Genomic DNA, 26,382 nt, shown 5'->3' on the forward strand with positions numbered 1-26,382 from the left:
AGGCCTTAGTCGAGTTTGCTCGGCGGCGGTTCCTGCAGCGGCTTGCCCTCGGGCGCCGGGACTATGGTCTTGGCCTCCGGCTCGATGGGCACCATCTTGTATTCCTGGCCGTGGAGGTTTTTCAGGTAGACCTCCATCTGCCGGAACGAGATGTTGATGTGCTGCTTCTTGAACTCGCGGTTGATGAAGCGGTTGACCTCGTCCACCACCGGGTTACGGTCCCCCAGTTCGCGCACGTGCATGCGCAGCTCGTGGTCCAGGGTGCTTTCGCCGAAGTTCAGGAAGTACACATGGGGCTCGGGTTCCTTGAGTACCCGCGGGTTGTCCCGGGCGGCCTTGAGCAGCAGCTCCTTCACCAGGTCCAGGTCCGAGCCGTAGTCGACGCCGAGCTTCAGGGTGACCCGGGTGATGGTGTCGGTCAGCGACCAGTTGATCAACTGCCCGGTGATGAAGGTCTGGTTGGGGACGATGATGTCCTTGCGGTCGAAGTCGGTGATGGTGGTGGCGCGGATGCGGATCTTGCTCACCGTGCCCGAGAGGTTGCCGATGGTGATGGTGTCGCCGATGCGCACCGGTCGCTCGAACAGGATGATGATGCCGGAGATGAAGTTGGCGAAGATCGCCTGCATGCCGAAACCCAGGCCCACCGACAAGGCGGCGACCAGCCATTGCAGCTTGTCCCAACTGACCCCGAGGGTCGACAGGGTGGCCACGAAGCCGATCCCGGCGATGGCGTAGGACAGCAGGGTGGTGGTGGCGTAGGCGCTGCCCTGGGCCAGGTCGAGCTTGGACAGCACCAGCACTTCCAGGAGCCCCGGCAGGTTGCGCGCCAGGGCGAAGGTGATGCCGACGATGATCAGCGCGCCGAGCATGTCGCCGATGCTGATGGGCACCATGCTCATGTTGGCGCCGGTGCCGCTGGTGTATTCGTACAGGGTCACGTTGTCGAGGTAGGAGAACACCGTGATCAGGTCCGACCAGACCCAGTACAGCGCGGCCATGAAGCCGCCCAGCAGCGCCAGGCGGATCAGGCGCAGGGACTGCTCGTTGACCTTCTCGATGTCCATGGTCGGTTCTTCGACCACGGCCTCGCCGCTTTCCCCGGCTTCCTTGGCGGCCTGGCGCTTGCTCAGCGCTCGCTGATAGGCCAGGCGCCGCGCGGCGACGCTGAGGCCGCGCACGAAGGTGGCCTCGATCACCAGCCAGAACATCAGCAGGTACAGGGTGTTGATCAGGCGGTCGCTGAGTTTCAGGGCGGTGTAGTAGTAGCCGAAGCACACTGCGATGAACAAGGCGATCGGCAGCAGGGTGAACAGCAATCCCACCGCCTTGCGAAACAACGAGGCGTTCTCGTGGGTCGGGCTGCTCAGCAGCAGGCGGCTCAGCAACCAGGCCATCAGCCCGTAGCAGGTCAGCACCACGGCGATGCCCAGGACGTCATCGGCCAGGGCTGCCGGCTGGTGCTCGGCCACCGCCACCACGGCCACCAGTGCCAGGACCACCAGCCCGAGCCGACGGACCCAGCCCTGGAGGAATTCGACCTGGGGTTTCTCCCAGCGAAAATGCAGCTCGGCCACACCGCCTGGGGCGAGGATCCGGTAGGCGGTGTAGAACACCAGCCAGGCCTGGGCGATCTGCAGCAGCGCCGCGCCGAGGTTGACGTTCTGCCCCCGGGCGTCGGTCTGCAGGGCATAACCGCACAGGGCCAGGGCCAGGCTCACCGGCATCGCCAGCAGAATGTTCACCAGGATCGCCAGCGGTGTGTGCCACTGGCTATCGCGTTTGAAGTGACCGATGTCCTTGTGCACCTTGTTCAGGCGCGAATAGAGGTTCTTGCGCCGCCACAGCAGGGCACCGAGCAACAGCAGCAGCGGCAGGAACAGCAGCGGCCTTTGCGCCAGGCCATCGGTCAGCTCGCTGAGGCTGGAGGCCCAGGGCAGCGTGGTGATCTGTTTCTGCAGGCGCTCAGGGACTTCCTGCAGCCATTCGGCGTCCAGGGGCTTGTTGCTGGGGATCCAGAACATCTGCTCGTCGAGGGTTGCCCGCAGGTTCTGCGAGGTGCTCAGCAGTTGCTTCTGGTTCAGTTGCAGGGTGATGGATTCGTTGAGCAGCGCGCTCAGCTCGCGGTTCAGGCGCTCCAGCAGGTCGGCGCGGGTGAGTGCCAGGTCGATCAGGGTCCGGCGCAGCTGTGGCGTGACCTGCTCCGGTGGCTGGGTCTTGAGCAGGTTGTCGACGTAGCCGCTGGGGCTGCTGAGCAGTTCGCGCTGCTGGTTGATCTCGAACTGGTAGAGGCGGATGTCGGCGATTTCGTCCGCCAGGTCCCGGTCCAGTTTCAGGCGCGGCAGGGCCTGCTTCTGCTTGTAGAGGATCTTCGACAGCAGCAGGCTGCCCTTGAGCACGTTGATCTGTTCGTCCAGGGCGGCGTCGCTCTGGCTCACGCTGTCCAGTTGCTGCTTGGTCTGCAGGTTCTGCTGGGTCAGCTCGTTGAGGCGGTCGGTGCACACCAGCAGGTAGTCGGAGAGCTTGAGGTTGGTGGCGCTCTCGGTGGCCAGCAGGCTGCTGCCCCCGGCCTTCTGCGCCTCGATGGACTGCTGGGTCACGGTCTCCTGGGACTGGGCCAGGCGTTTCTGGTTGATTAGGGTCTGCAGGTCCTGGATCTCATGTTCCAGGCGCGCGGTCTTTTCCATCAGCAGGTCATGCTGGCTGTTGCCCAGGTCCTGCAGCTGGCTGTTGCCCGCCAGTTCCTGGCGGCGCAGGGGAATCAGGGCGTTGATCGCCGCCAGCTCGGCATTGAGCAGGTTGCGCTGGTCGGCACTGAGCAGCTTGCCGCTGTCCTTGCCGGTCTTGAGGGCGGCGTTGATCTGCAGGATCCGCGCCTGGCTGCCGCTGATCTCGGCCTGGGCGCGCTCGGGGCGGGTCTGGGCGGTGATGGTCATGCTGTTGGCGTCCGCCAGGGCCTTCTGCAACTCGCCCTGGGTGGTGGTGCGCTCGGCCAGCAATTGCTCCAGCTGGGCCACTGACAGCGAGGCATAGCGCTGGGCTACCGGCACCACCTTGGTGGCCTTGAGGCGCGCCAGTTCCCGCTGGTTGTCGGCGGTCAGGCGCGGGGCATTGCTCAGTTGCTGCTTCAGGTCCGCCAGGCGGCGTTCGTAGTCCTGCTTGGTATTGAGCTGGCCAAGGGTGTTCTGCAGCAGCGTCTGCAGGGCCTTCTGATCGGCCTCGGGCAGCTTGCGCTCGGCGATCTTATCCAGGTTCTGCTGGACCGACTCGGCACTGGGCGGATCACCGCCCTGTGCGGCGCCGACAGAGAGACTCAGGCCCAGCAGGGCGATAGCGAAAAAGTGGCGCAGGGTAGGCATAGAAGTCGGTCAAGCAAGTAGGGATAGGGGGAACGTGGCGGCGGGGCCGGACGCGTTCCCGAGTTTAGAGGAAGAGTCCGGGGCCTGGGCGACTTCCTTCGGGGAATCTGACGCCGACTTTGCCGATCTTGTTCCCGTCCATCACCGCCACGGTCCAGATGGTGTTGTTCCATTCCACCTGGTCGCCGACCACCGGCGCGCCGCCAACCTTCTGGGCAATGAAGGCCCCCAGGGGCATGTCGGCGTCCTGGCCGTCGAGCTTGAGCCCGTAGAGCGCCGAGACCGCGCCCAGCTGGGCGTCGCCCTCCAGCACGAAGTCGCCGAAGAAGCGCAGGTCCAGGCCCCGCTCCGGTGCCTGGCTGAAGAGTTTGCCGAGGGCCGCCAGGTTGTGTTCATGGCCGATCACGCACAGCAGGTCATCGGCTTCGAGCACGGTACTACCCGACGGATGGAGCAGTTGCTGGCCGCGAAACAGTGCGGCGATCCGCGTGCCTTCGGGCATCTTCAGCTCCCGCAGGGCGGCACCGATGCACCACTTCTCGGCGCCCAGGCGGTAGACGAACAGCTCCCACTCGCTGGTGACGTGGACTTCCAGGGCCGCCCGGGAAATCGGCGCCGGTTCCGGCGGCACCGTGACTTTGAGCCACTTGGCCACCCACGGCAGGCTGGTGCCCTGCACCAGCAGCGAGATCAGCACGATGAAGAACGCCAGGTTGAAATACAGCTGGGCGTCGGGCAGCCCGGCCATCAACGGGAACACCGCGAGAATGATCGGCACTGCGCCCCGCAGCCCGACCCAGGAAATGAAGGCCTTTTCCCGGCCGTGGAAGGCCTTGAACGGGGCCAGGCCCACCAGCACCGACAACGGCCGGGCGAACAGGATCATCCACAGCGCCAGGCCCAGGGCCGGCAGGGCGATGGGAAGCAGGTCATGGGGGGTGACCAGCAGCCCGAGCACCAGGAACATGCCGATCTGCGCCAGCCAGGCCATGCCGTCGAGCATGTGCAGGATGCCGTGGCGGCTGCGCACCGGGCGGTTGCCGATGACCAGGCCGCACAGGTACACCGCCAGGAAGCCGCTGCCGTGCAGGGCGTTGGTCAGGGCGAAGACCACCAGGCCGCCGGCGACCACCAGGATCGGGTACAGGCCGTTGGCCAGGTGGATGCGGTTGACCAGTTGCAGCATCAGCCAGCCGCCGCCCAGGCCAATGATGCCGCCGATGCCGAATTCGCGGATCAGATGCCCCAGCAGGCTCCAGTGCAGGCCGGTCTGGCCGCTGGCGAGCATGTCGATCAGGGTCACGGTGAGGAACACCGCCATCGGATCGTTGCTGCCGGATTCGATCTCCAGGCTGGCACTGACCCGTTCGTTGAGGCCCTTGCCCCCCAGCAGGGAAAACACTGCGGCGGCGTCGGTGGAGCCGACGATCGCACCAATCAGCAGGCCCTGGATCGGGTTGAGGTCGAACAGCCAGGCGGCGGCCATGCCGGTCAGCCCGGTGGTGATCAGCACCCCGACCGTGGCCAGTGACAGCGCCGGCCACAGCGCCACCCGAAAACTCGCGACCCGGGTGCGCAGGCCGCCGTCGAGCAGGATCACCGCCAGCGCCAGGTTGCCCACCAGGTAGGCGGTCGGGTAGTTGTTGAAAATGATGCCACCGCCATCGACCCCGGCGGTCATGCCCACGGCGAGGATGATCACCAGGATCGGGATCCCGAGACGGGAGGACAGTGAACTCACCAGAATGCTTGCACCCACCAGCAACGCGCCGATCAAGAACAGGCTGTTGATGGTCGTCGCATTCAAAGGCAGTACTCCAGGGCGAAATGAGGCAGGCGCAAACTGACCATGCAGTCTGCGTGCCAGCGATTCTAACCTGTTGAATTGTGCCGCTGTCAAAAAGCTTTTCGTGACCGCGGCATGCGCCCCGCAGGCAGTCTCCGACGGGGCGTTGCCAAGGCCCCGATGGCGCTGGCCGGGGGCTTTAGAGGTTGAAGCGCGCGACCATGCTGTTGAGGTCCACGGCCAGGCGCGACAGCTCGTTGCTGGCTGCACTGGTCTGGTTGGCGCCGGTGGCCGACTGCACCGACAAGTCGCGGATGTTCACCAGGTTGCGGTCCACCTCCCGGGCGACCTGGGCCTGTTCCTCGGCGGCGCTGGCGATCACCAGGTTGCGTTCGTTGATCTCGATGATGGCGCTGTTGATGGTGTCCAGGGACAGGCCGGCGCCACGGGCGATGTTCAGGGTCGACTCGGCGCGCTCGGTGCTGTTGCGCATGGAGTCCACGGCGTGCTCGGTGCCGCTCTGGATGCTGCCGATCATGCGTTCGATTTCGCTGGTGGACTGCTGGGTGCGGTGGGCCAGGGCACGGACTTCGTCGGCGACCACGGCGAAGCCGCGACCGGCTTCACCGGCACGCGCTGCTTCGATGGCCGCATTGAGGGCCAGCAGGTTGGTCTGGTCGGCCAGGCCGCGGATCACATCCAGCACCTTGCCGATGTCCCGGGATTCGTTGGCCAGGTCGCCGATCAGGCTGGCGGTGCCTTGCACGTCGGAGCTCATGCGCTCGATGGCCGAGACGGTTTCCTGCACCAGGTCGCGACCGTCGCCGGCCGAGGTGGTGGCGTTCTTCGAGGCTTCCGAGGTGCTCACGGCGTTGCGCGCCACTTCTTCCACGGCGCTGGTCATTTCATTGACTGCGGTGGCGGCCTGTTCGATTTCGTTGTTTTGCTGGGTCAGGCCACGGGCACTTTCTTCGGTGACGCTGTTGAGCTCTTCGGCTGCCGAGGCCAGCTGGGTGGCGGAGCCGGAAATGCGCTGCAGGGTGTCTCGCAGTTTCTCCTGCATCTTGGCCATGGCCTGCAGCAGGCGCCCGGCTTCGTCGCTGCCGTCGACCGTGATCGGCCGGCTCAGGTTGCCTTCGGCGATTTCTTCGGCGGCGCTCAGGGCATTGGCGATCGGGTGGGTGATGCTGCGGGTCAGCAGCCAGGCGAACAGCAAGGTCAGGCCGGTGGCCAGCACCAGCAGTGCCACCACCAGGTTGAAGGCCGAGGAATACTGCTCTGCCGCTTTCTGGTTGGTGTCCACGGTCTGCTGGGTGTTGATCTCCAGCAGGCGGTTGAGCACCGTGTTCATCGCTTCGGAGTTGTTCAGCAGTTCGGTGTTGAGCAGGTTGCGCAGGTCATCCACCTGATTGTTGCGCGACAGCGATTTCATCCGCTCCTCGATCTGCCGGTACTGGCCCAGCAACTGGACGTACTGGTCATAGGCGTTTTTTTCCGCCGGGCTGGTGATGAGTTGTTCGTAGGTGGTCTGGGCGGTGCGGATCTGCTGGTTGCGCATGTCCAGCAGCTCGATGGTCTTTTGCTGGATGTCCGGTTCACGGTTGACCAGCAAGCGATAGGACAGCACCCGCAGGCGCAGGGTCAGCTGGGTAAACTCGTCGAGGCTCTTGATGCTCGGCACGCTGCTCAGGGTGATGTCCTCGGCGGCGCCGCGGATCTTGCTCATCTGGTTCAGGGCGAATACACCGAGGATCAGCATCAAGCCGCCGATCATGGCAAAGCCGAGGAAGGCCCGTGGTGCGATGTTCATATTACGAAGGGACATGGTAAGTACCAAAAAGGGCGCATCCGTGCGGGGGCTTGAGACTGATCTACCGTGACTTATCGGTCGTACGACTAAAGTCTTGAGCCCCGCCGTGGATTTAGCCTTTTGGGTACGCACCCTGCCGGGAGCGTCGCTGGCCGAACGCATCGGCTCCAGGCCCGTAATAGAGCCCTGGAGCCGGAAAAAAGTACTTTTACAGCTGGAATCGGTTCACCAGGTTGTTCAGGTCAACGGCCAGGATCGACAGTTCACTGCTGGCGGAGCGGGTCTGGTTGGCGCCCGTGGTGGACTGTGCCGACAGGTCGCGGATGTTCACCAGATTGCGGTCCACTTCCCGGGCGACCTGGGCTTGTTCTTCGGCGGCGCTGGCAATCACCAGGTTGCGCTCGTTGATCTCGTTGATGGCACTGTTGATGGTGTCCAGGGACAGGCCGGCGCTGCGGGCGATATCCAAGGTCGACTCGGCGCGTTCGGTGCTGTTGCGCATGGAGTCCACGGCGTGCTCGGTGCCGCTCTGGATGCTGCCGACCATGCGTTCGATTTCACTGGTCGATTGCTGGGTGCGGTGCGCCAGCGCGCGGACTTCGTCGGCGACCACGGCAAAGCCACGGCCCGCCTCGCCGGCACGCGCCGCCTCGATGGCGGCATTGAGGGCCAGCAGGTTGGTCTGGTCGGCCAGGCCACGGATCACGTCCAGTACCTTGCCGATGTCCCGGGATTCGTTGGCCAGGTCGCCGATCAGGTTGGCAGTGCTTTGCACGTCACCGGTCATGCGTTCGATGGCCGAGACGGTTTCCTGCACCCTGTCCCGTCCGGCCCCGGCGGAGGTGGTGGCGCTCTGGGAGGCTTCGGAGGTGCTGACCGCGTTGCGCGCGACTTCTTCCACGGCGCTGGTCATTTCATTGACGGCGGTGGCCGCCTGTTCGATTTCATTGTTCTGCTGGCTCAGGCCCCGGGCGCTTTCGTCGGTGACGCTGTTGAGCTCCTCGGCTGCCGAGGCCAGTTGGCTGGCGGAGCCGGAAATGCGCTGCAGGGTATCCCGCAGCTTCTCCTGCATCGTGACCATGGCCTGCAACAGGCGGCCGGCCTCGTCACTGCTGTCGACCGTGATCGGCCGGGTCAGGTTGCCTTCGGCAATCTCTTCGGCCGCGCTCAGGGCATAGGCGATGGGCTGGGTGATGCTGCGGGTCAGCCGCCAGGCAAACAGCAGAGTCAGGGCCGTGGCCAGCACCAGCAGCCCCACCACCAGATTGAAGGCTGTGTTGTATTGATTGGCGGATTCCTGGTCGGCGACGGTGGAGTAGTGGGTGTTGATTTCCACCAATTGATTGAGGGTCGCGTTGATCTTCTCGGCATTGTCCATCAGCTCGGTGTTCAACAGCGTTTGCATCTCGTCGAGCCGATTGTTGCGTGACAGTTCGATCAGTTGGCCTTCCAGCTCGCGGTGGTGGGTCAGCAGGGTGCTGTACTCATCGTAGGCCGCGCGCTCTTCGGGACTGCTGATGAGTGTCTGGTAGCGCTTCTGGGCTTCATCGATCTGCAGGTTGCGCTGGCTGATGGACTCCAGGGTCCGTTGTTGTGCCTGGGGGTCGCGGTTGAGCAGTAGTCGATAGGCCTGGATTCGCAGGCGCAGGCTTAATTGGGTGAACTCATCGACGCTCTTGATGCTGGGAATGGTGTCCTGGGTGATTCTTTCGGTCGCTGCGCGGATCTTGCTCATCTGATTCAGGGCGAAGACCCCAAGAAACAGCATCAGGCAGCCGATCAGGGCGAATCCGAGGAATGCCCTCGGAGCGATGTTCATGGTGCGCAGGGACATGGAGACTACCTCGAGTGAGCGCTGTTTGCGCCTTATGGGTCAGGGACGTAACCGGGCTATCGCGCTGCGAAAAGGCTTCTTGAATGGTCAGGAGCGAATTCAGAAAAGTCCGACGCCATTAAAGAAAAATCCGAGAAAATGGCATGTCCGACGGAGCGTCAGGAACCGTCGCGGAGAATGGCAGTCTCTAGCAGCTCTCGCGGAAGGGTCATCGCCTGTAAAATCAAGGCTTTGCGCCTGGATAGCCCTGGCATCCACGGTGACTTTTCTTTATCGTACGCGCCCTTTGCAAAAAGCCCGGAAGATCAAAATGTTGGAAGCATCCCTCAGCCAATTGGAACAGCTGGTCAGTGACCTGGTGCTACAGAACCAGGAACTGCTCGGCACGAACGAAACCCTCAAGGACCAACTGGCCCAGGCCAAGGACGAGAACGAAAGCCTGCAGCTGAGCCTGATGGAGCAGGAAGAGAAACAAGGCGCCACGGCCGCGCGCATCCAGGCCCTGGTTGAGCGCGTCAGTGCGGGCCCTGCCAACCCATGAAGCATCACATCGATGGGGTAAAGGTCGTTTCGATCCTCGGCGAGGACTACTCGATCAAGGCGCCGGCCGGTCAGGAACAGACCCTGATGGACGCCGCGCTGATGCTCAAGGCGGCCCTGGCCGACACCAAGAAGAAATACCCGACCCTGATCGGCGAGCGCCTGCTGGTACTGGCGGCGATGAACCTGTGCTCGCAACAGATCGAGATGCGCCAGCGGCATGAGCAGGAACTGGAGCGTTACCAGGAGCAGGTCAGTGCCACCGTCGAGGTGATTGCCAAGACCATTCAACAGAATTGATCGAGATGCACACAGTCAGCGGGTAATAGGTTGGACAAACATTATCAATGTTTGTATACAACTTTCCGCGGCTGGCGCGGTATCTCAGCCTCTTATACCAATAAGAAAGAGGTGGTCCATGCAATTCTGGCGACGCAGTATTCAATGGCAGCTGATCCTCAGCATGGGGTCGGCCCTGCTGGTCAGCCTGCTGGTGGTAGTAGCCCTCTACACCGTGCTGATCAATCACCTGACCCAGAACTACCTGGTGGACAGGGCGCTGCCTTCGAGCATCGAAGCCATGCGCAACGATATCGAACGCATCCTCACCCAGCCGCTGACGGTCGCCCGGGACATCGCCAGCAACGGCATGTTGCGCGACTGGCTGGCGGCCGGCGAGGACCCGGCGCAGGCCCAGGTGTTTGTCGACTACCTGGAAGGCATTCGCGCTGAGAGCCAGGCGTTCACCACCCTGATGGTGGGCACCGCGAGCAACCACTACTACAATGAGAAAGGCCTGGATCGCACCCTCAGTCGAGCCAATCCCAAGGATTCCTGGTTCTACAACTTCATCGACAGTGACAAGCCGCGCCTGCTGAACATCGACACCGACGTGGCGACCGGCGAACTGGCGATGTTCATCGACCTGCGGGTCAAGAAGGACGGCAAGCTGGTGGGCGTCGCCGGGCTTGGGTTGAAGATGAAGGAGTTGTCCGAACTGATCCACAACTTCAGCTTCGGCGAGCGAGGCAAGGTCTATCTGGTGCGCGCCGATGGTTTGATCCAGGTCCACCCCCAGGCGCAGTTCAGCGGCAAGCGGCACCTGTCCGAACAGATCGGCGCGGCAGCGGCCGAGGCGGTCATGGGGCATGAGGGCCTGGCCAGCAGCCGCTTCGAACGGGACGGCGAAGCCTTCCTGGCCTTGAGCCTGCCGCTGCGCGACATGGGCTGGTCGCTGGTGGCAGAGGTGCCTGAAGCGCAGATTTATGCCGATGCCCGGCAAGTCCTCTGGCTGGCCACTGCTATCGGCCTGGCCATCGCCGTGATCTGCCTGTTGCTGGTGGTGTGGCTGGCCCGTGGGCTGGTGCGGCCGGTGCGCCAGGTGACCGCCGGGCTGGTGGCGATCGGCAGTGGCGGTGGCGACCTGACCCTGCGCCTGGACGCCAGCCGCGCCGATGAACTGGGAGACCTGGCGCGGGGGTTCAATCGTTTTCTCGACAGCCAGCGCGGCATGATCGGCGAAGTGCTGGCCACCACCGAGCGTTTGCGCTCATCGGTCGGCCAAGTGGCGGCGGTGGTGGAGAACACCGCCGAACGCTCCGGCCGGCAGCAGGAGATGACCGACATGGTGGCGACCGCCGTGCATGAGATGGGCCTGACGGTCCAGGACATCGCGCGCAATGCCGGACAGGCAGCAGACGCCTCCCAGGCCGCGCGGGATGAAGCCCTGCAGGCCCGGGACGTGGTGGGCGGGTCGATCCTGCACATCGAAAGCATGTCTGGGGAAATCGCCCGGGCCGCCGGTGCCGTAGGCGAACTGGCGGAGCAAGTGGCCTCTATCGACCAGGTGCTGGCGGTGATCCGCGGGGTTTCCGAACAGACCAACCTGCTGGCGCTCAACGCCGCCATCGAGGCCGCCCGGGCCGGGGAAATGGGCCGCGGCTTTGCCGTGGTGGCCGACGAGGTGCGGACCCTGGCCCAGCGCACCCAGGCCTCCACCGATGAAATCCAGCAGATGATCCAGAGCCTCAAGCAGGGCGCCGAGAATGCGGTGTCCTCGATGCACGCCGGGCGAGCCGCGACCGGCACCGGGGTTCAGTCCAGCCAGCAGACCGGGGCCTCGCTGACGGCAATCACCGGGCAGGTGGAGCACATCAGCGACATGAACCAGCAGGTGGCGGCCGCCACGGAAGAGCAGTCGGCGGTGACCGAAGAGATCAACCGCAATGTCCAGGGCATTTCCGACCTGGCCCGGGCCACGGCGGCTGAAGTGCGGGCCTGCCGTGAAGACTGCCGGACCTTGCAGCGCCTGGCAGAGGACCTCGCCCGCCAGGTCGGCGGGTTCAAGCTGCGCTGAGTGCCCAGCCTGTAGGAGCTGGCTTGCCAGCGAACCGCACGCTGCGCAATGTCAGGCCGGACGCTTTCGCCGGCCAGCCGGCTCCTACGAGCGCGGAGCGAAGCCTCATGTAGGAGCTGGCTTGCCAGCGAACCGCGCGCTGCGCAATGTCAGGCCGGACGCTTGCGCCGGCCATCCGGCTCCTGCGGCGGTCGCCTCAGAACCAGGCATCCTGCATTTCCAGGCAGGTCGCGTCCCGGGTTTCCAGCAGTGTCAGCTCATGCTGGCATCCCGGCACTTCCCAGGTCAGGAAATACCGCGCGGCCTGCAGCTTGCCCAGGTAGAAGTCCCGATCCCCGGCATCGCCCCGGGCCAGTCCTTCCTCGGCCCGGATGGCCTGCTCCAGCCAGCGCCAGCCGATTACCGCATGACCGAACGCCTTGAGATACAGCGCCGAATTGGCCAGGGTCGTGCTGACCTTGCCCGTGGCCAGATCCCCCAGCAGACCCAGGGTCACGCTTTGCAGGCGCGTCACCAATTGCTCCAGCGGCAGGCGCAGGGCATCCAGGGAGGCATGGGCCTGGGCCCGCACCCCGGTGTCGGCGATCAGGCGGATCAGGCGCTTGAGCCCGGCGCCGCCGTTCTGCGCCAGCTTGCGGCCCAGCAGGTCCAGGGACTGGATGCCGTGGGTGCCTTCATGGATCGGGTTCAGGCGGTTGTCGCGGTAGTACTGCTCCACCGGATACTCCCGGGTGTAGCCGTGGCCGCCGAGGATCTGGATCGCCAGCTCGTTGGCCTTGAGGCAGAACTCCGAAGGCCAGGACTTGACGATCGGCGTCAGCAGGTCCAGCAGTTCATAGGCCTGCTGGCGTTCGGCTTCGCCGTCCAGGGTGGTGGTGTCATCGAACAGCCGCGCCGCGTACAACCCCAGGTCGAAGGCACCTTCGACGTAGGCCTTCTGGGTCAGCAGCATGCGCCTGACATCGGCGTGCTGGATGATCGCCACCGGTGCGGTGGTCGGGTCCTTGCTGTCGGGAAGGCGGCCTTGAGGGCGTTCGCGGGCGTAGTCCAGGGAATAGAGATAGCCGGCGTAGCCGAGCATCACCGCGCCCATGCCGACGCCGATCCGCGCCTCGTTCATCATCTGGAACATGTAGCTCAAGCCCTGATGGGGCTTGCCCACCAGGTAGCCGACGCACGCCCCGTTATCGCCGAAGTTCAGCGCCGTGGAGGTGGTGCCGCGCCAGCCCATCTTGTGGAACAGCCCGGCCAGCAGCACATCGTTGCGCGGCCCCAGGCTGCCGTCGTCATTGACCAGGAACTTGGGCACGATGAACAGCGAGATGCCCTTCACCCCGGGCGGCGCGTCCGGCAGCTTGGCCAGGACCATGTGCACGATGTTTTCCGACAGCGGATGATCGCCGCCGGAGATGAAGATCTTGTTGCCCTTGAGCCGGTAACTGCCGTCGCCAGCGGGCTCGGCGCGGGTGCGCAAGTCCGACAGCGACGAACCGGCGTGGGGCTCGGTGAGGGCCATGGTGCCGAAGAAGCGACCGTCGATCATCGGCTGCAGGAAGCGCCGCTTCTGCTCGTCGGTGCCGAAGCTCTCGATCAGGTTGGCCGCGCCCATGGTCAGGAACGGGTACGACGTGGTGGCCGCGTTGGCCGACTGGAAGTGGGCGAAACAGGCTTGGGACAACAGCGTCGGCAACTGCATGCCACCGGCCTCGAAACTGCGGGCCGCATTGAGAAAGCCGGCTTCGAGAAAGGCATCCACTGCCGGCTTCACTTCCGGGATCAGGATCGCCTGGCCGTTTTCATAGCGCGGCTCGTTCTCATCGCCCTTGCGGTTGTGCGGGGCGAAGAACTTCTCGGCGATATTGCGGGCGGTGCTCAGGGCGGCATCGAAGGTTTCCCGGTTGTGCTCGGCGAACCGCTCGCGCTGGGTCAGGCCTTCGGCATCGAGGACTTCATACAGCTCGAAAGCCAGATTGCGGGAACTGAGCAGCGTCTCGGACATGGCGGCGCACCTTTGAAAGGGGAGAGTGGGCCGAGTCTAGGCGCGTGAATAAAGGCTGGATAGCAAGATTGATCGCGGTGATGCAAAGCCCAAACAGCGGTTGTAGGCGCTGGCTTGTGTAGGAGCTGGCTTGCCAGCGAAGGCGTTATGGAGGGCGATGCAGGGCTCAAGGCCCTTTCGCCGGCAAGCCGGCTCCTACGGAGGGCGGGCAAAAAAAATGGGCGCCGGTGAGGGCGCCCATCGATACAGCAGACCCTTCGGCGATCAGCCGATGGTCATCAGGCTGGCATTACCGCCGGCTGCTGCAGTGTTGACGCTCAGGGCGCGCTCGATCACCAGGCGCTCCAGGGCAATCGTGGTCTCGCCCTGGGACAGGCCCTGGACGCCTACGATCGCACCGGCGCGCTGGGCCACTTGCTGGCAGACGCTGCGCAGCTGGTCGGAGTCGCCGTGGTGCAGGACGGCGTCGAACACCACCTCGTCCTTGGTCCAGTCGGCCACGCGCTGGATGCGCGCCTGGACTTCCTTGGGCAGACGGGCAAACAGTGCCTTGCCGATCTCGCTCTCTGGCCACACTGCCGAGCCGCCAACCGCCAGGACGGCAGCCAGTTGCGTCAGCAGGTCGCCTTCGATTTCCGCCAGGCACAGCACGTGCTCGCGCGGCAGGATGGCGTAGCTGTTGCGCTCGCCGGTCGGGCCGGCCAGCGGGCGGGTGATGCCGCTCTGGGATTGCTCGGCGAACTGTTTGCACAGGGCTCCCAGCTCCGTCAGCTTGCTGCTCTCGGCCCAGGCTTGCAGGGCGTTCAGCGGCTTGAGCAGCACTTCGCGCAGGCGCAGGTCCGGGGTGGCTGCGGCATCGGCACGGGCGAAGGACTGTTCGATGGCATCCACCGGGCGGGTCGACAGCAGGCGGTACAGGTACAGCGGGCCACCGGCTTTCGGGCCGGTGCCCGACAGGCCTTCGCCGCCGAACGGTTGTACGCCGACCACGGCACCGACGATGTTGCGGTTGACGTAGACGTTGCCGGCATGGACGTTGTCCACCACCTTGGCGATGGTTTCGTCGATGCGGGTGTGCACGCCCAGGGTCAGGCCGTAGCCGGACGCGTTGATCTGGGCGATCAGTTGGTCGATTTCCTTGCGCTTGTAGCGCACCACGTGCAGCACCGGGCCGAAGATTTCGCGCTGCAGCTCATCGAAGCTTTCCAGCTCGATCAGGGTTGGCATCACGAAGGTGCCACGCTTGCATTCTTCGCTGTCGGCGATGGCCATCTGGTACACGTTGCGGCCTTTGTCGCGCATGGCCTGGATGTGCTTCTCGATGCCGGCCTTGGCTTCGGCGTCGATCACCGGGCCGATGTCCACCGACAGGCGCTCCGGGTTGCCCAGGCGGTTTTCAGCCATGGCGCCCTTGAGCATTTCGATCACGCGGTCAGCGGAATCTTCCTGCAGGCACAGTACGCGCAGGGCCGAGCAACGCTGGCCGGCACTGTCGAAGGCCGAGGACACCACGTCGATCACTACTTGTTCGGTCAGCGCCGAGGAGTCGACGATCATCGCGTTCTGGCCACCGGTTTCGGCGATCAGCGGGATCGGCCGGCCCTGGTTGTCCAGGCGCCCGGCGATGTTGCGTTGCAGCAGGCGTGCAACTTCGGTGGAGCCGGTGAACATCACGCCCTTGACGCGCTCGTCACCCACCAGGCGGGCACCGACGCTTTCGCCCTGGCCCGGCAGCAGTTGCAGCACGCCTTCGGGAATCCCGGCTTCGAGCAGCAGGCGCACGGCCTGGGCCGCCACCAGTGGGGTCTGTTCGGCCGGCTTGGCCAGTACCGGGTTACCGGCAGCCAGGGCCGCGGCGACCTGGCCACTGAAGATCGCCAGCGGGAAGTTCCACGGGCTGATGCACACTACCGGGCCCAATGGACGGTGGGCGTCGTTGCTGAAGTCGTTGCGCGCCTGCACCGCGTAGTAGCGCAGGAAATCCACGGCTTCACGCACTTCGGCGATGGCGTTGGCGAAGGTCTTGCCGGCCTCGCGGGCCAGCAGGCCCATCAGCGGCTGGATCTCGCCTTCCATCAGGTCGGCGGCGCGCTCGAGGATCGCGGCGCGCTCGGCCGGCGGCGTGGCCTGCCAGATTGGCGCGGCATTCAGGGCGCACTGGATCGCATTGTCGACGTCTTCGACCGTGGCTTCCTGGACGTGGCCCACCACATCGCGATGGTCGGACGGGTTGAGTACCGGCGCCGGGGTTTCGCTGCTGGCGGCGCAACCGAGCATCGGTGCGGCCTTCCAGTGGTTGTGGGCGCTGGCCAGCAGGGCGCAGGACAGGGACGCCAGGCGGTGTTCGTTGGCCATGTCGATGCCGGCCGAGTTGGCGCGTTCGGCGCCATACAGGTCACGCGGCAGGGCAATGCGCGGGTGCGGCAGGCCGAGGCCGCCTTCCAGGGTGGCCATCTGCTCGATCTGGGCTACCGGATCGGCCACCAGTTCCTGGATCGAGATCGACTGGTCGGCAATGCGGTTGACGAACGAGGTGTTGGCGCCGTTTTCCAGCAGCCGGCGTACCAGGTAGGCCAGCAGGGTTTCGTGGGTGCCCACCGGTGCGTACACGCGGCACGGACGGTTCAGCTTGCCCTCGGCAACCTTGCCCACCACTTGTTCGTACAGCGGTTCGCCCATGCCGTGCAGGCACTGGAACTCGTACTGGCCCGGGTAATAGTTCTGGCCGGCAATGTGATAGATGGCCGACAGGGTGTGGGCGTTGTGGGTAGCGAACTGCGGGTAGATGACTTCCGGCACCGACAGCAGCTTGCGCGCGCAGGCGATGTAGGAAACGTCGGTGTACACCTTGCGGGTATAGACCGGATAGCCTTCCAGGCCCTCGACCTGGGCGCGCTTGATCTCGCTGTCCCAGTAGGCGCCTTTCACCAGGCGGATCATCAGGCGGTGACGGCTGCGGCGGGCTAGGTCGATCACGTAGTCGATCACGTACGGGCAACGCTTCTGGTAGGCCTGGATCACGAAGCCGATGCCGTTCCAGCCGGTCAGTTGCGGTTCGAAGCACAGGCGCTCGAGCAGGTCCAGGGACAGCTCCAGGCGGTCGGCTTCCTCGGCGTCGATGTTCAGGCCGATGTCGTACTGCTTGGCCAGCAGGGTCAGGGACAGCAGGCGCGGGTACAGCTCGTCCATCACGCGCTCGTACTGGGCGCGGCTGTAGCGTGGGTGCAGGGCCGAGAGCTTGATCGAGATGCCCGGGCCTTCATAGATGCCGCGACCGTGGGAGGCCTTGCCGATCGAGTGGATGGCCTGCTCATAGGAGGCGAGGTATTTCTGCGCATCGTGCTCGGTCAGTGCGGCTTCGCCGAGCATGTCGTAGGAGTAGCGGAAGCCTTTGGCTTCGAACTTGCTGGCGTTGGCCAGGGCTTCGGCGATGGTTTCGCCGGTGACGAACTGCTCGCCCATCAGGCGCATGGCCATGTCCACGCCCTTGCGGATCATCGGCTCGCCGCTCTTGCCGATGATGCGGCTCAGGGAGGAGGTCAGGCCGGCCTCGTTGTGGGTCGACACCAGCTTGCCGGTGAGCAGCAGGCCCCAGGTGGCGGCGTTGACGAACAGCGACGGGCTGTTGCCCAGGTGCGGGTGCCAGTTGCCGGTGCTGATCTTGTCGCGGATCAGCGCGTCACGGGTGCCCTTGTCGGGGATGCGCAGCAGGGCCTCGGCCAGGCACATCAGCGCCACGCCTTCCTGGGACGACAGGGAGAACTCCTGCAGCAGGCCCTGGACGATACCGGCACGGCCGCCGGCGCTCTTCTGGTTGCGCAGTTTCTCGGCGATCGAGGAGGCCAGCTTGTTGGTGGCTTCGGCGGTGTCGGCCGGCAGGCGCGCCTGCTCCAGCAGCATCGGCACCACTTCCGGTTCCGGGCGACGGTAGGCGGCGGTGATCGAGGCGCGCAGCACCGATTGCGGCAGGATGCTTTCAGCGAACTCGAGGAAGCACTGGTGGGCGTGGTCGGTCTGGACCTCGCCGGCTTCCTCGGTGTCCCGGCTGGCGGTAGCGCTCAGCTCGGTCAGGGTTGCACCACCCTCGAGTTTTTCCAGGTAATTGAAAATCGCCTGCTTGATCAGCCAGTGCGGCGTACGATCAATCGAGGCCGCGGCGGCCTTGAGGCGCTCGCGGGTAGGGTCGTCGAGTTTGACCCCGAGGGTGGTGGTAGCCATATTTTTATCCTCATGTTTGCCACGCACGTGTGGCATCAGCTGGCGGCAAGATTATCCGCGCACTGCAATAGGTGCAACCGGGTGCAACCCATTTTTAGCTGGAAAAAGAAGCAGCTTGTCAGGAATAAAAATCCTGCATGGAGTGGCTTGCCTCCTACTGGTGCCTTTGCTTCTGAAAACGCCATTTCTTGCTCCAAAAAGGAGCAAAAGCGTCGTCAACGACCAGTTTTTGGACAAGGTGCAACTGATTCGACGCAAATTGGTTGCACCTTGTTCGTCTTGTTGCATAGGATTCGCGGCCAAGGTGCAACCGTCCTACAAGACTGGTTCATCGGCTGATGGCTTTCCTGGGGAAACATCAGTCATAAATGCGCGGCCCGCCTGATCGTTTCCCAAGCGTCATCGTTTGGCGGCGGGTGGCAGTGGCCGCCGCACCATAAAAACAAAGCCAGGGCGTAACTCAATGAGTGCAAGCAATCCAACCCTGATCACCTTCGTGATCTACATCGCGGCAATGGTGCTGATCGGCTTCATGGCCTATCGCTCCACCAACAACCTTTCCGACTACATCCTTGGCGGCCGCAGCCTGGGCAGCGTGGTGACCGCGCTTTCCGCCGGTGCTTCCGACATGAGTGGCTGGCTGCTGATGGGCCTGCCGGGCGCCATCTACATGTCTGGCCTGTCCGAGAGCTGGATCGCCATCGGCCTGATCGTCGGTGCCTACCTGAACTGGCTGTTCGTTGCCGGTCGCCTGCGGGTGCAGACCGAGCACAACGGTGATGCACTGACCCTGCCGGACTACTTCTCCAGCCGCTTTGAAGACAAGAGCGGCCTGCTGCGGATCATCTCCGCGGTGGTGATCCTGGTGTTCTTCACCATCTACTGCGCCTCCGGCATCGTCGCCGGTGCCCGCCTGTTCGAAAGCACCTTCGGCATGTCCTACGAGACCGCGCTGTGGGCCGGTGCGGCGGCAACCATTGCCTACACCTTCGTCGGTGGTTTCCTGGCAGTGAGCTGGACCGATACCGTTCAGGCCACGCTGATGATTTTCGCCCTGATCCTGACGCCGATCATCGTGCTGCTGGCCACCGGTGGCGTCGACACCACCTTCCTGGCGATCGAAGCCCAGGACCCGAGCAACTTCAACATGCTCAAGAACACCACCTTCATCGGCGTGATCTCGCTGCTGGGCTGGGGCCTGGGCTACTTCGGCCAGCCGCACATCCTGGCGCGCTTCATGGCCGCCGATTCGGTGAAGTCGATTGCCAATGCCCGGCGCATCTCCATGACCTGGATGATCCTGTGCCTGGGCGGCACCGTGGCCGTGGGCTTCTTCGGCATCGCCTACTTCTCGGCGCATCCTGAAGTGGCCGGTCCCGTGACCGAGAACCATGAGCGGGTGTTCATCGAGCTGGCCAAGCTGCTGTTCAACCCATGGATCGCCGGTGTGCTGCTGTCGGCCATTCTGGCCGCCGTCATGAGCACCCTGAGCTGCCAGCTGCTGGTGTGCTCCAGTGCCCTGACCGAGGACTTCTACAAGGCCTTCCTGCGCAAGCACGCCTCCCAGCTGGAGCTGGTGTGGGTCGGTCGCGCCATGGTGCTGGTGGTGGCCCTGATCGCCATCGCCATGGCTGCCAACCCCGAGAACCGCGTACTGGGCCTGGTGAGCTACGCCTGGGCCGGTTTCGGCGCAGCCTTCGGTCCGGTGGTGCTGATTTCGGTGATGTGGAAAGGCATGACCCGCGACGGCGCGCTGGCCGGGATCATCGTCGGTGCCGTCACCGTGATCCTGTGGAAGCACTTCGCCCTGCTGGGTCTGTACGAAATCATCCCGGGCTTCATCTTCGCCAGCCTGGCGATTGTGCTGGTGAGCAAGATGGGGGCTCCGAGCGCCGGCATGGTCCAGCGTTTCGAAGCTGCCGAGAAGGATTTCAAGCTCAATCAGTGAGTGTTGAACCCCGGCCCTGATTCCCCAGGGCAATGAAAACGGCCCGCTGCGTCATCGCAGCGGGCCGTTTTTTTATGCCTGACGGGCCGGGAGCGGGGTCTTGGCTCAGTGCCGCTCGGCGTCGGGCTGGTTGAGGAAGATCAGCACCCCGAGGATCGCCATGTAGAACTTGAACGCGGCGTCCTGGCCGTTCCAGGTCGGTGACTGCCACATCATGAACCACTCGCCGCCGACCACCATGAAGCCGAAGAACCAGACGCAGAAGCCCAGGCAGAAACCGGCGATGGCCCAGCGTTTGGAGCGGTTGAAGTCGCTGGCCACGCCGTGGCGCGCTCGCCACAGGCCTACGGCGCCGAAGGTCAGGAGCAGCCCGGTCAGGGCTTCACCGGCGATGATCAGCCAGTACCCGGCGTTCCATAGCAGCGGCAGGGTCACGGCCCGGTCGGTGGCGCTGTTGCCGGCGAATACGCTGTCCATGCTCAGCACGTGCTGGACGAAGGCGAAGTTGGAGCCGTAGTCGCTGATGTTGTTGTAGGCCACCAGCAAGGCGAAGGCGGCAACGGCCAGGGTCATGATGATCTTTACGTAACGCACAGTCATGTTGGAGTCCTTTGCGGGTGAGAAATGATCCTGCGGGCTGAGGGCTGGGTAAGGCATTGCTGCCAACGCGGGTTCGGCGAGCCCCGGCGCGATGGCCGGGGCAGGGTGGCAAGGGGCCTGCCGGTGCCGGCTGGCGGGCCCGCTCCGATCAGGCCTGCTTCAAGGCCTGGTCGAGGTCTTCGAGCAAGTCTTCGATGGCTTCGATGCCCACCGAGAGACGGATCATTTCCGGCTTGACCCCGGCCTTGGCCTGTTCTTCTTCGTTCATCTGCCGGTGGGTGGTGGAAGCCGGATGGCAGGCCAGGGACTTGGCGTCGCCGATGTTCACCAGGCGCTTGAAGATCTGCAGCGCATCGTAGAAGCGCACGCCCGCGGCGTAACCGCCCTTGAGGCCGAAGGAGAGGATTGCCGAGGGCTTGCCCTGCATGTACTTGCGCGCCAGTTCGTGGTGCGGGTGGTTCGCCAGGCCGGCGTAGCTGACCCAGGCCACCAGTGGGTGGTTCTCGAGGAACTGCGCCACCTTGAGGGCGTTGTCGGTGTGGCGCTCCATGCGCAGGGCCAGGGTTTCCAGGCCTTGCAGCAGGAGGAAGGCGTTCATCGGTGCCAGCGCCGCGCCGGTGTTGCGCAGGGGCACGGTGCGGGCCCGGGCGATGAAGGCCGCGGGGCCGAATTTCTCGGTGTAGACCACGCCGTGGTAGGCCGGCTCCGGGGTGTTGAGGCTGGCGAACTTCTGCGGGTGGTCGGTCCAGGGGAAGTTGCCGCTGTCGACGATCACCCCGCCCAGGGAGTTGCCGTGGCCACCGACGTACTTGGTCACCGAGTGCACGACGATGTCGGCGCCGAACTGGATCGGCTTGCACAGGATCGGCGTGGCCACGGTGTTGTCCACCATCAGCGGCACGCCGCGGGCGTGAGCGGCCTGGGCCAGGCCTTCGATATCGACGATGTTGCCGGCCGGGTTGCCGATGCTTTCGCAGTACACCAGCTTGGTCTGGTCGTCGATCAGCTCGGCGATGGCCTCGGGGGAATCGTCCCGGGCAAAGCGCACTTCGACGCCGAAGCTCGGCAGCAGGTGGGCGAACAGGGTGTAGGTGCCGCCGTACAGCTGCGGAGTGGAGACGATATTGTCGCCGGCCTGGGTCAGGGTCTGGATCGCGTAGTGGATGGCAGCGCTGCCGGCCGCCACTGCCAGCCCGGCGATCCCGCCTTCCAGGGCGGCCATGCGCTGTTCCAGCACATCGTTGGTGGGGTTCATGATGCGGGTGTAGATGTTGCCGGGCACATCGAGGTTGAACAGGTCGGCCCCGTGCTGGGCGTTGTCGAACTCGAAGGCGACGTTCTGGTAGATGGGCACGGCCACGGCCTTGGTGGTCGGGTCCGACTTGAATCCATGGTGCAGCGCAATCGTTGCGTCTTTCATAGTTCCTCGACTTAGGGTCCGTTACCGCTTGGTGACAGGCCGCGACGGAGGCCCACTTGGCGCAGGGCGAGGCGCGAGGCGCGCGGTTTGGTTGTTCCAAATAAGTTCCGAGCAACGCGGCTTGTCACCAAGCGGTAACGGACCCTGGTTAATCCATTAATGAGTGCAGCAGGCAGGGTGGGCGCCCGCGCAGCAGTCAGTGGTCCCGTGTGTCTGAGTCGCCAGCAACCGCTTGATGTACCTGCTGCTTGGCCGCAGGCAGGCGCGCCAGTGTCCAACAGGCGTGGCGGATCGGCAAGGGGCAGCCGGCCGCGGGAACGCCAGGGCCATCCTTGGCCCAGGGGTGTTTTCAGCGCGGTTGCGACCAGCCCTGGGAGCGGCTGACCGCGCCGCTGAAGGTCTGGCGCCAGGCAGCGGCGGTGGCCGGGTCGATGCGCGGCCGATAGTCGGTACGGGTGTTGTCCAGGGCCGGCAGCTCCAGGCCCAGGCCGCGGGCGGCAAGGCCGGCGCACCCCAGGGCGGTGAGTTCGTCGAAGCGCTGGGTGACGATGGTGCGCTGCAGGATGTCGGCCAGGAACTGGGCGAAATACGGGCTGCGGGCCAGCCCGCCGTCGATCGACAACTGGTCGGTGACGCTCAAGTGCTCGTCCATGGCGCTGATCACTTCGGCGCTGCGCAGGGCCACGCCTTCCAGTACCGCCTGGCACAGGTCCAGGCGGCTGGTGGCGGCGTTCATGCCGATCCATACCGCGCCGGCGCTGCGGTCCCAGTGGGGGCAGGCGAGCCCGGAGAGCGCTGGCACAAAGGCCAGGTCGCGAGAGATCGCCGGGGGCTGGTCGAAGCTCGCCAGTTCCGAGAAGTCGCTGAACAGGCCCAGGCGCCCGGCCCATTCCACTGCCGCACTGGCGTCGTACACGCCACCGTCCATGGCGTACACCGGTTGGCCGTCGGCCTGCCAGGCGATGGTCGCCAGCAGGCCTTTTTCCGGGGCGCGGATGATCTGCTCGCCGGTGACGGTCAGGGCGAAGGCGCCGGTGCCGAAGGTGATCTTGGCGTCACCGGGACGGCGGCAGCCGTGGCCGTAGAGCGAGGCCTGCTGGTCCACCACCGAGGCGCTGATCGGGGGCTGGCCAATGCGCCCGAAGTCGCCGACCGTGGCACGGATCTCGGGCAGTGCCTGCAAGGGAACGCCGAACAGCTCACAGAGTTCGGGGTCCCACTGGCCGGTGGCGAGGTTCATCAGCGAGGTGCGCGAGGCGGTGGTGATGTCGGTGGCGTAGACCCCCGCCAGGCGGTCGAGAAAGTACGCATCGGTGGTGCCCAGGCGCAGGCGTCCGGCATCCAGGGCGGCCTTTGCGGCGGGCAGGTGCTCCAGGATCCAGGCCAGCTTGCTGGCAGAAAAGTAGGCGTCCAGGGGCAAGCCGGCCCGTTCCAGGGTCAAGGCCTCGGCGCCGTTGGCGCGCAATTCCTCGATGCGGGCGGCGCTGCGGTTGTCCTGCCAGACGATCACCGGTGACAGCGGTGCGCCACTGATGGCGTCCCAGGCCAGGCAGCTTTCACCCTGGTTGGCCAGGCCGATGGCATCGACCCGGCCGGTGGCTTCCAGGCAGCGTTGCAGGTTGGCCAGCAATTCCAGCGGGTCGTGCTCGACCCAGCCGGGGCGCGGGTGGTGCTGCTGGTGACGCAGCGACAGTTGGATATCGGCTCGGCCCTGCATGTCCACCACCAGCACGCGGGTGCTGGTGGTGCCCTGGTCAAGTGCGGCTATTCGCATGGTCTTCTCTCTTGTTGTGGGACGGGCCTAGTCGATGCAAATGTCCAGTTGGTCGATGTGCGCCGGCAACTGCAACTCCTTGAGGGGGATCAGCAGGCGGCGCTCAGGCAGGGCGGACACCGGCCGGCTCCAGAGCTCCTTGCCCTGGGCGCTGACCCGCAGCGTGCCGCTGACCGCCCGGCTGACCCGCAGTTGCAGGTGCGCCAGGCCGGGGAGTTCGCCGCGCACCAGTTGCGCCGGCACACCGAGCTTGATCGGCGCGGCGTATTTCAGGGTCAGGGCGTCATGGGCATCAGGCAGTTGGCCACGCAGGGCCAGGGCCATCAGGGCGCCGATGCGCCGCCCCTCACGGTAGGACCAGCCGGCGGTCTCGATGGGCCGCAGCAGGTTGCCGGCGGCAAAGTAGGCCGGGTCCGAACAGCGGCCGAATTGATCGATCCTGGGCCCGCCACTGCCGCTGTCCAGTTGCAGGTGGCTCAGGCGCACCTGGCTCGACTCCGGGGTGAACTGGCCGGTGAGCAGAACACCGTCACAGGGCACCTCGCGAACTTCGCCGTCGGCCATGCGCACGGTGGCCGACTCCACGCGGCCGGTGCCGTTGATCGCCAGCAGTTGCGCGCCCAGGTGCAGGGGAATACCCAGCAACCGTGGGAACAGCGACAGCGGCCAGCGGGCGGTGGCACGGCTATTGGCCTCCAGCACGGCCACCGGGCGGATACCGGCGCGCCGGCAACTGAGCACGGCGGACAGGCTGACCAGTTCGGTGCCGATGATCAGTGGCCGTTCGAAGGGCTTGAGGTGCTGTACATAGAGGAAGTTCTGCAGGGCGCCGGTGTTGATCACCCCCACCGGCCGGTCACCGGACAGCAGGCGTGCCGAGCGCGGGGTTTCCCGGGCACCGGTGGCGATCAGCACCTGCTGTGCCTGGATCGTCAGCGGCCCCTCGGGGCTGGCCAGGCGCAGCAGGCCACCGGGTTCGAGGCTGACCACGCTATGGCGCAGCAGGATCACCACCCCCGCCTTCAGGGCGGCCGCGACGTTGCGCCGGGCATAGGCCGGCCCGCTGAGAATGCGCTGGTACTCGCGCATGCCGAAGGGCGGGTGGGCGCAATGCCGGGGGATGCCGCCGGCTTCGTTCTCACGCTCGATGACGATGACCGGGCCTACGCCCTGGCGCCGTAGCTCGATGGCCGCGGCGAGTCCCGCCGGGCCGCTGCCGATGATGGCCGCTTCGGCCTGGCGCAAAGTTTCAGTGCTGTTCATGGCAACGACCTGTGGCAAGGGGGACGGCCAGGCGACTGACGCTGAGTTCGGCGACCTGGGCCGAGCAGTAGAAACCCTGGCAGCGCCCCATGCAGGCCCGGGTGCGGCGCTTGAGGCCGCCCAGGTCGCCGGGGGCCAGGGGGCCGTTCAGGGCCGCTTCGATCTCGCGCCGGGTGACCAGCTCGCAGTGGCAGACGATTTCGCCATAGCCGGGCTGCTGCCAGTCACGGGGCAGGTGTTCGGCCAGGTTGGGCAACTGCGGCCAGACCGGCTCGCGCACCGGGTAGTGCTGGCAGCGCTGGCTATAGAGTGAGTAGACATGCCGGGCAATGCCCAGGGCGGCGGTGAGCCCGGTGGAGCGGATACCGCCGACGGTGATCCAGTGCCGGGAGTGGTCGGCCGAGATCCGGTATTCCTTCTTTTCGCTGGCGGGGCGCAACCCGGCGTAGGTGGCGGTCACGGGGATGCCGGCAAGCGCTGGAATCCGTTCCACGGCGGCGTCGATCAGGCTTTGCAGGGTCGCCTGGTCGAGGCCGGCGTGGATCCGGTCCTCCTGTTCTTCGGCAGTCGGGCCCACCAGCAGATTGCCGTACACGGTGCGGGTCAGGACGATGCCCTTGGTCCGCTCGTTGGGCACTGGCAGGACGATGCGCTGCAGCAACTGGGCCGCGGCCTTGTCGAAGACCACGAACTGGCCCTTGCGCGGCATGATCCGGAACCCGCTGTGGCCCAGCAGGTTGTGCTCCAGGGTGTCGCCGAACAGCCCGGCGCAGTTGACCACCTGGGCTGCGCGCAGGGAGCCGAGGCTGGTGTGCAGGGTCCAGCAATCGCCGTCGAACTGGCCTTGCTGCACCTCGCATTGCCGGTGCACCCGGGTGCCATGGGCCATGGCCTGTTGCAGATAGCCCAGGGGCGCGGACCAGGGATCGATCAGGTGTTCATCCGGCACCAGCACCGCGCCGACCGCATGGTTGGCCAGCTGCGGTTCCAGGGCCAGGAGCTCGCCGGGTTCCAGCAGGCGCGCGTTATCGACCCCATTGGCCTGGGCCTGGGCGAGGATGCCGGGAAGCTTGGCCTGGTCCTCGGCGTTCCAGGCCACCACCAGGGCCCCGCTCTTGAGCAGCGGCAGGTTCATCGCGCCGTGGATCTCCAGGTACTCCTGGTACCCGGCCTGCATGCACTGCAGTTCCAGGCTGCCGCTGGGGGCATCGAAACCGGTGTGCAGAATGGCGCTGTTGGCCTTGCTCGCGCCCGAGAGGATGTCGCTGCCTTTTTCCAGCAACACCACCCGTGCCCCCTCCAGGGCAAAGCGTCGGGCCATGGCGCAACCGACAACACCGCCACCGACGACGGCCACATCGAAAGTCACATTGTTCGGATAAAGCTCGGTCATATAAATGCCTGTTTCCTGCGGTAGCACCCAAGGATCGGTGCGACAAGCAAAGCATAATATGGGCCATATTTGTTGATTTAAT

At 65.1% G+C, this 26,382-nt stretch carries 16 protein-coding genes and 3 pseudogenes; 6 read left to right on the top strand and 13 right to left on the bottom strand.

Features of this window, described 5'->3' with window-relative positions:
- Positions 1-5 precede the first annotated feature (5 nt).
- From mscK to ACZ5BO_RS03730, 6 genes and pseudogenes are all read right to left on the bottom strand, one after another.
- A complete protein-coding gene (mscK, locus tag ACZ5BO_RS03705) occupies positions 6-3,359 on the bottom strand; it encodes a mechanosensitive channel MscK (RefSeq protein ID WP_025130337.1) in 3,354 nt (1,117 codons plus the stop codon).
- Positions 3,360-3,423: 64 nt separating this feature from the next.
- Positions 3,424-5,166, bottom strand: a complete 1,743-nt coding sequence (locus tag ACZ5BO_RS03710) for a potassium/proton antiporter (RefSeq protein ID WP_025130338.1) — start codon at positions 5,164-5,166, stop codon at positions 3,424-3,426.
- 178 nt (positions 5,167-5,344) lie between these two features.
- Entirely contained in the window at positions 5,345-6,217 is an 873-nt protein-coding gene (locus tag ACZ5BO_RS03715) for a methyl-accepting chemotaxis protein (protein ID WP_371261334.1), read from the bottom strand.
- A 30-nt stretch (positions 6,218-6,247) separates the two neighbouring features.
- Positions 6,248-7,117, bottom strand: a pseudogene (locus ACZ5BO_RS03720) (MCP four helix bundle domain-containing protein); the annotation flags it as partial.
- Between the two features lie 46 nt (positions 7,118-7,163).
- Positions 7,164-8,036: a methyl-accepting chemotaxis protein gene (locus ACZ5BO_RS03725; protein WP_371261335.1), complete on the bottom strand. Its 873-nt coding sequence runs from the start codon at positions 8,034-8,036 to the stop codon at positions 7,164-7,166.
- Positions 8,019-8,789 (bottom strand): annotated as a pseudogene (locus ACZ5BO_RS03730) (MCP four helix bundle domain-containing protein); the annotation flags it as partial. The gene ACZ5BO_RS03725 and the pseudogene ACZ5BO_RS03730, both read right to left, overlap by 18 nt.
- 310 nt (positions 8,790-9,099) lie before the next feature.
- Between ACZ5BO_RS03730 and ACZ5BO_RS03735 the strand changes: the two are divergent.
- The 4 genes and pseudogenes from ACZ5BO_RS03735 (at position 9,100) to ACZ5BO_RS03750 (ending at position 11,685) form a co-directional block, all read left to right on the top strand.
- Entirely contained in the window at positions 9,100-9,330 is a 231-nt protein-coding gene (locus ACZ5BO_RS03735) for a hypothetical protein (protein ID WP_025130341.1), read from the top strand.
- A complete protein-coding gene (locus tag ACZ5BO_RS03740; protein WP_025130342.1) occupies positions 9,327-9,629 on the top strand; it encodes a cell division protein ZapA in 303 nt (100 codons plus the stop codon). Before ACZ5BO_RS03735 ends, ACZ5BO_RS03740 begins: the two co-directional genes overlap by 4 nt.
- A 163-nt stretch (positions 9,630-9,792) precedes the next feature.
- Positions 9,793-10,818 (top strand): annotated as a pseudogene (locus ACZ5BO_RS03745) (cache domain-containing protein); the annotation flags it as partial.
- Between the two features lie 135 nt (positions 10,819-10,953).
- Positions 10,954-11,685, top strand: a complete 732-nt coding sequence (locus tag ACZ5BO_RS03750) for a methyl-accepting chemotaxis protein (protein ID WP_464701183.1) — start codon at positions 10,954-10,956, stop codon at positions 11,683-11,685.
- A 196-nt stretch (positions 11,686-11,881) separates the two neighbouring features.
- Here the strand turns inward: ACZ5BO_RS03750 and ACZ5BO_RS03755 are convergent, their stop codons facing one another.
- A complete protein-coding gene (locus ACZ5BO_RS03755) occupies positions 11,882-13,684 on the bottom strand; it encodes an acyl-CoA dehydrogenase (protein WP_464698309.1) in 1,803 nt (600 codons plus the stop codon).
- Between the two features lie 264 nt (positions 13,685-13,948).
- On the bottom strand, positions 13,949-17,902 hold the full coding sequence (putA, locus tag ACZ5BO_RS03760) for a trifunctional transcriptional regulator/proline dehydrogenase/L-glutamate gamma-semialdehyde dehydrogenase (protein ID WP_025130354.1): 3,954 nt from the start codon (positions 17,900-17,902) through the stop codon (positions 13,949-13,951).
- Between the two features lie 81 nt (positions 17,903-17,983).
- Here putA and ACZ5BO_RS03765 point away from each other — a divergent pair, with 81 nt between their 5' ends.
- A complete protein-coding gene (locus ACZ5BO_RS03765; protein ID WP_464698311.1) occupies positions 17,984-18,241 on the top strand; it encodes a hypothetical protein in 258 nt (85 codons plus the stop codon).
- Positions 18,242-18,365: 124 nt separating this feature from the next.
- A complete protein-coding gene (putP, locus tag ACZ5BO_RS03770; RefSeq protein ID WP_025130355.1) occupies positions 18,366-19,850 on the top strand; it encodes a sodium/proline symporter PutP in 1,485 nt (494 codons plus the stop codon).
- 105 nt (positions 19,851-19,955) lie between these two features.
- Here the strand turns inward: putP and ACZ5BO_RS03775 are convergent, their stop codons facing one another.
- The 5 genes from ACZ5BO_RS03775 to ACZ5BO_RS03795 form a co-directional block, all read right to left on the bottom strand.
- Positions 19,956-20,450 (bottom strand): DUF2165 family protein, encoded by a 495-nt coding sequence (locus tag ACZ5BO_RS03775; protein ID WP_464698313.1) that lies wholly within the window; start codon positions 20,448-20,450, stop codon positions 19,956-19,958.
- Between the two features lie 148 nt (positions 20,451-20,598).
- A complete protein-coding gene (locus ACZ5BO_RS03780) occupies positions 20,599-21,870 on the bottom strand; it encodes an O-acetylhomoserine aminocarboxypropyltransferase/cysteine synthase family protein (RefSeq protein WP_025130357.1) in 1,272 nt (423 codons plus the stop codon).
- 349 nt (positions 21,871-22,219) lie between these two features.
- Entirely contained in the window at positions 22,220-23,644 is a 1,425-nt protein-coding gene (locus tag ACZ5BO_RS03785) for an FGGY family carbohydrate kinase (protein ID WP_464698316.1), read from the bottom strand.
- Positions 23,645-23,671: 27 nt separating this feature from the next.
- Positions 23,672-24,907 (bottom strand): NAD(P)/FAD-dependent oxidoreductase, encoded by a 1,236-nt coding sequence (locus ACZ5BO_RS03790; RefSeq protein WP_464698318.1) that lies wholly within the window; start codon positions 24,905-24,907, stop codon positions 23,672-23,674.
- A complete protein-coding gene (locus ACZ5BO_RS03795; protein ID WP_464698320.1) occupies positions 24,894-26,300 on the bottom strand; it encodes an FAD-dependent oxidoreductase in 1,407 nt (468 codons plus the stop codon). The genes ACZ5BO_RS03790 and ACZ5BO_RS03795 overlap by 14 nt, the downstream gene beginning before the upstream one ends.
- Between the last annotated feature and the right edge of the window lie 82 nt (positions 26,301-26,382).

The sequence above is a fragment of the Pseudomonas sp. FFPRI_1 genome (genome assembly GCF_055384485.1).

Coding starts and splice junctions, on each gene's coding strand:
- ACZ5BO_RS03775 (WP_464698313.1), bottom strand. CDS start 20,450: ATGACTGTGCGTTACGTAAAGATCATCATGACCCTGGCCGTTGCCGCC.
- ACZ5BO_RS03735 (WP_025130341.1), top strand. CDS start 9,100: ATGTTGGAAGCATCCCTCAGCCAATTGGAACAGCTGGTCAGTGACCTG.
- putP (WP_025130355.1), top strand. CDS start 18,366: ATGAGTGCAAGCAATCCAACCCTGATCACCTTCGTGATCTACATCGCG.
- ACZ5BO_RS03790 (WP_464698318.1), bottom strand. CDS start 24,907: ATGAACAGCACTGAAACTTTGCGCCAGGCCGAAGCGGCCATCATCGGC.
- ACZ5BO_RS03785 (WP_464698316.1), bottom strand. CDS start 23,644: ATGCGAATAGCCGCACTTGACCAGGGCACCACCAGCACCCGCGTGCTG.
- ACZ5BO_RS03725 (WP_371261335.1), bottom strand. CDS start 8,036: ATGGTCACGATGCAGGAGAAGCTGCGGGATACCCTGCAGCGCATTTCC.
- ACZ5BO_RS03795 (WP_464698320.1), bottom strand. CDS start 26,300: ATGACCGAGCTTTATCCGAACAATGTGACTTTCGATGTGGCCGTCGTC.
- mscK (WP_025130337.1), bottom strand. CDS start 3,359: ATGCCTACCCTGCGCCACTTTTTCGCTATCGCCCTGCTGGGCCTGAGT.
- ACZ5BO_RS03715 (WP_371261334.1), bottom strand. CDS start 6,217: ATGGCCAAGATGCAGGAGAAACTGCGAGACACCCTGCAGCGCATTTCC.
- putA (WP_025130354.1), bottom strand. CDS start 17,902: ATGGCTACCACCACCCTCGGGGTCAAACTCGACGACCCTACCCGCGAG.
- ACZ5BO_RS03740 (WP_025130342.1), top strand. CDS start 9,327: ATGAAGCATCACATCGATGGGGTAAAGGTCGTTTCGATCCTCGGCGAG.
- ACZ5BO_RS03750 (WP_464701183.1), top strand. CDS start 10,954: ATGGTGGCGACCGCCGTGCATGAGATGGGCCTGACGGTCCAGGACATC.
- ACZ5BO_RS03780 (WP_025130357.1), bottom strand. CDS start 21,870: ATGAAAGACGCAACGATTGCGCTGCACCATGGATTCAAGTCGGACCCG.
- ACZ5BO_RS03755 (WP_464698309.1), bottom strand. CDS start 13,684: ATGTCCGAGACGCTGCTCAGTTCCCGCAATCTGGCTTTCGAGCTGTAT.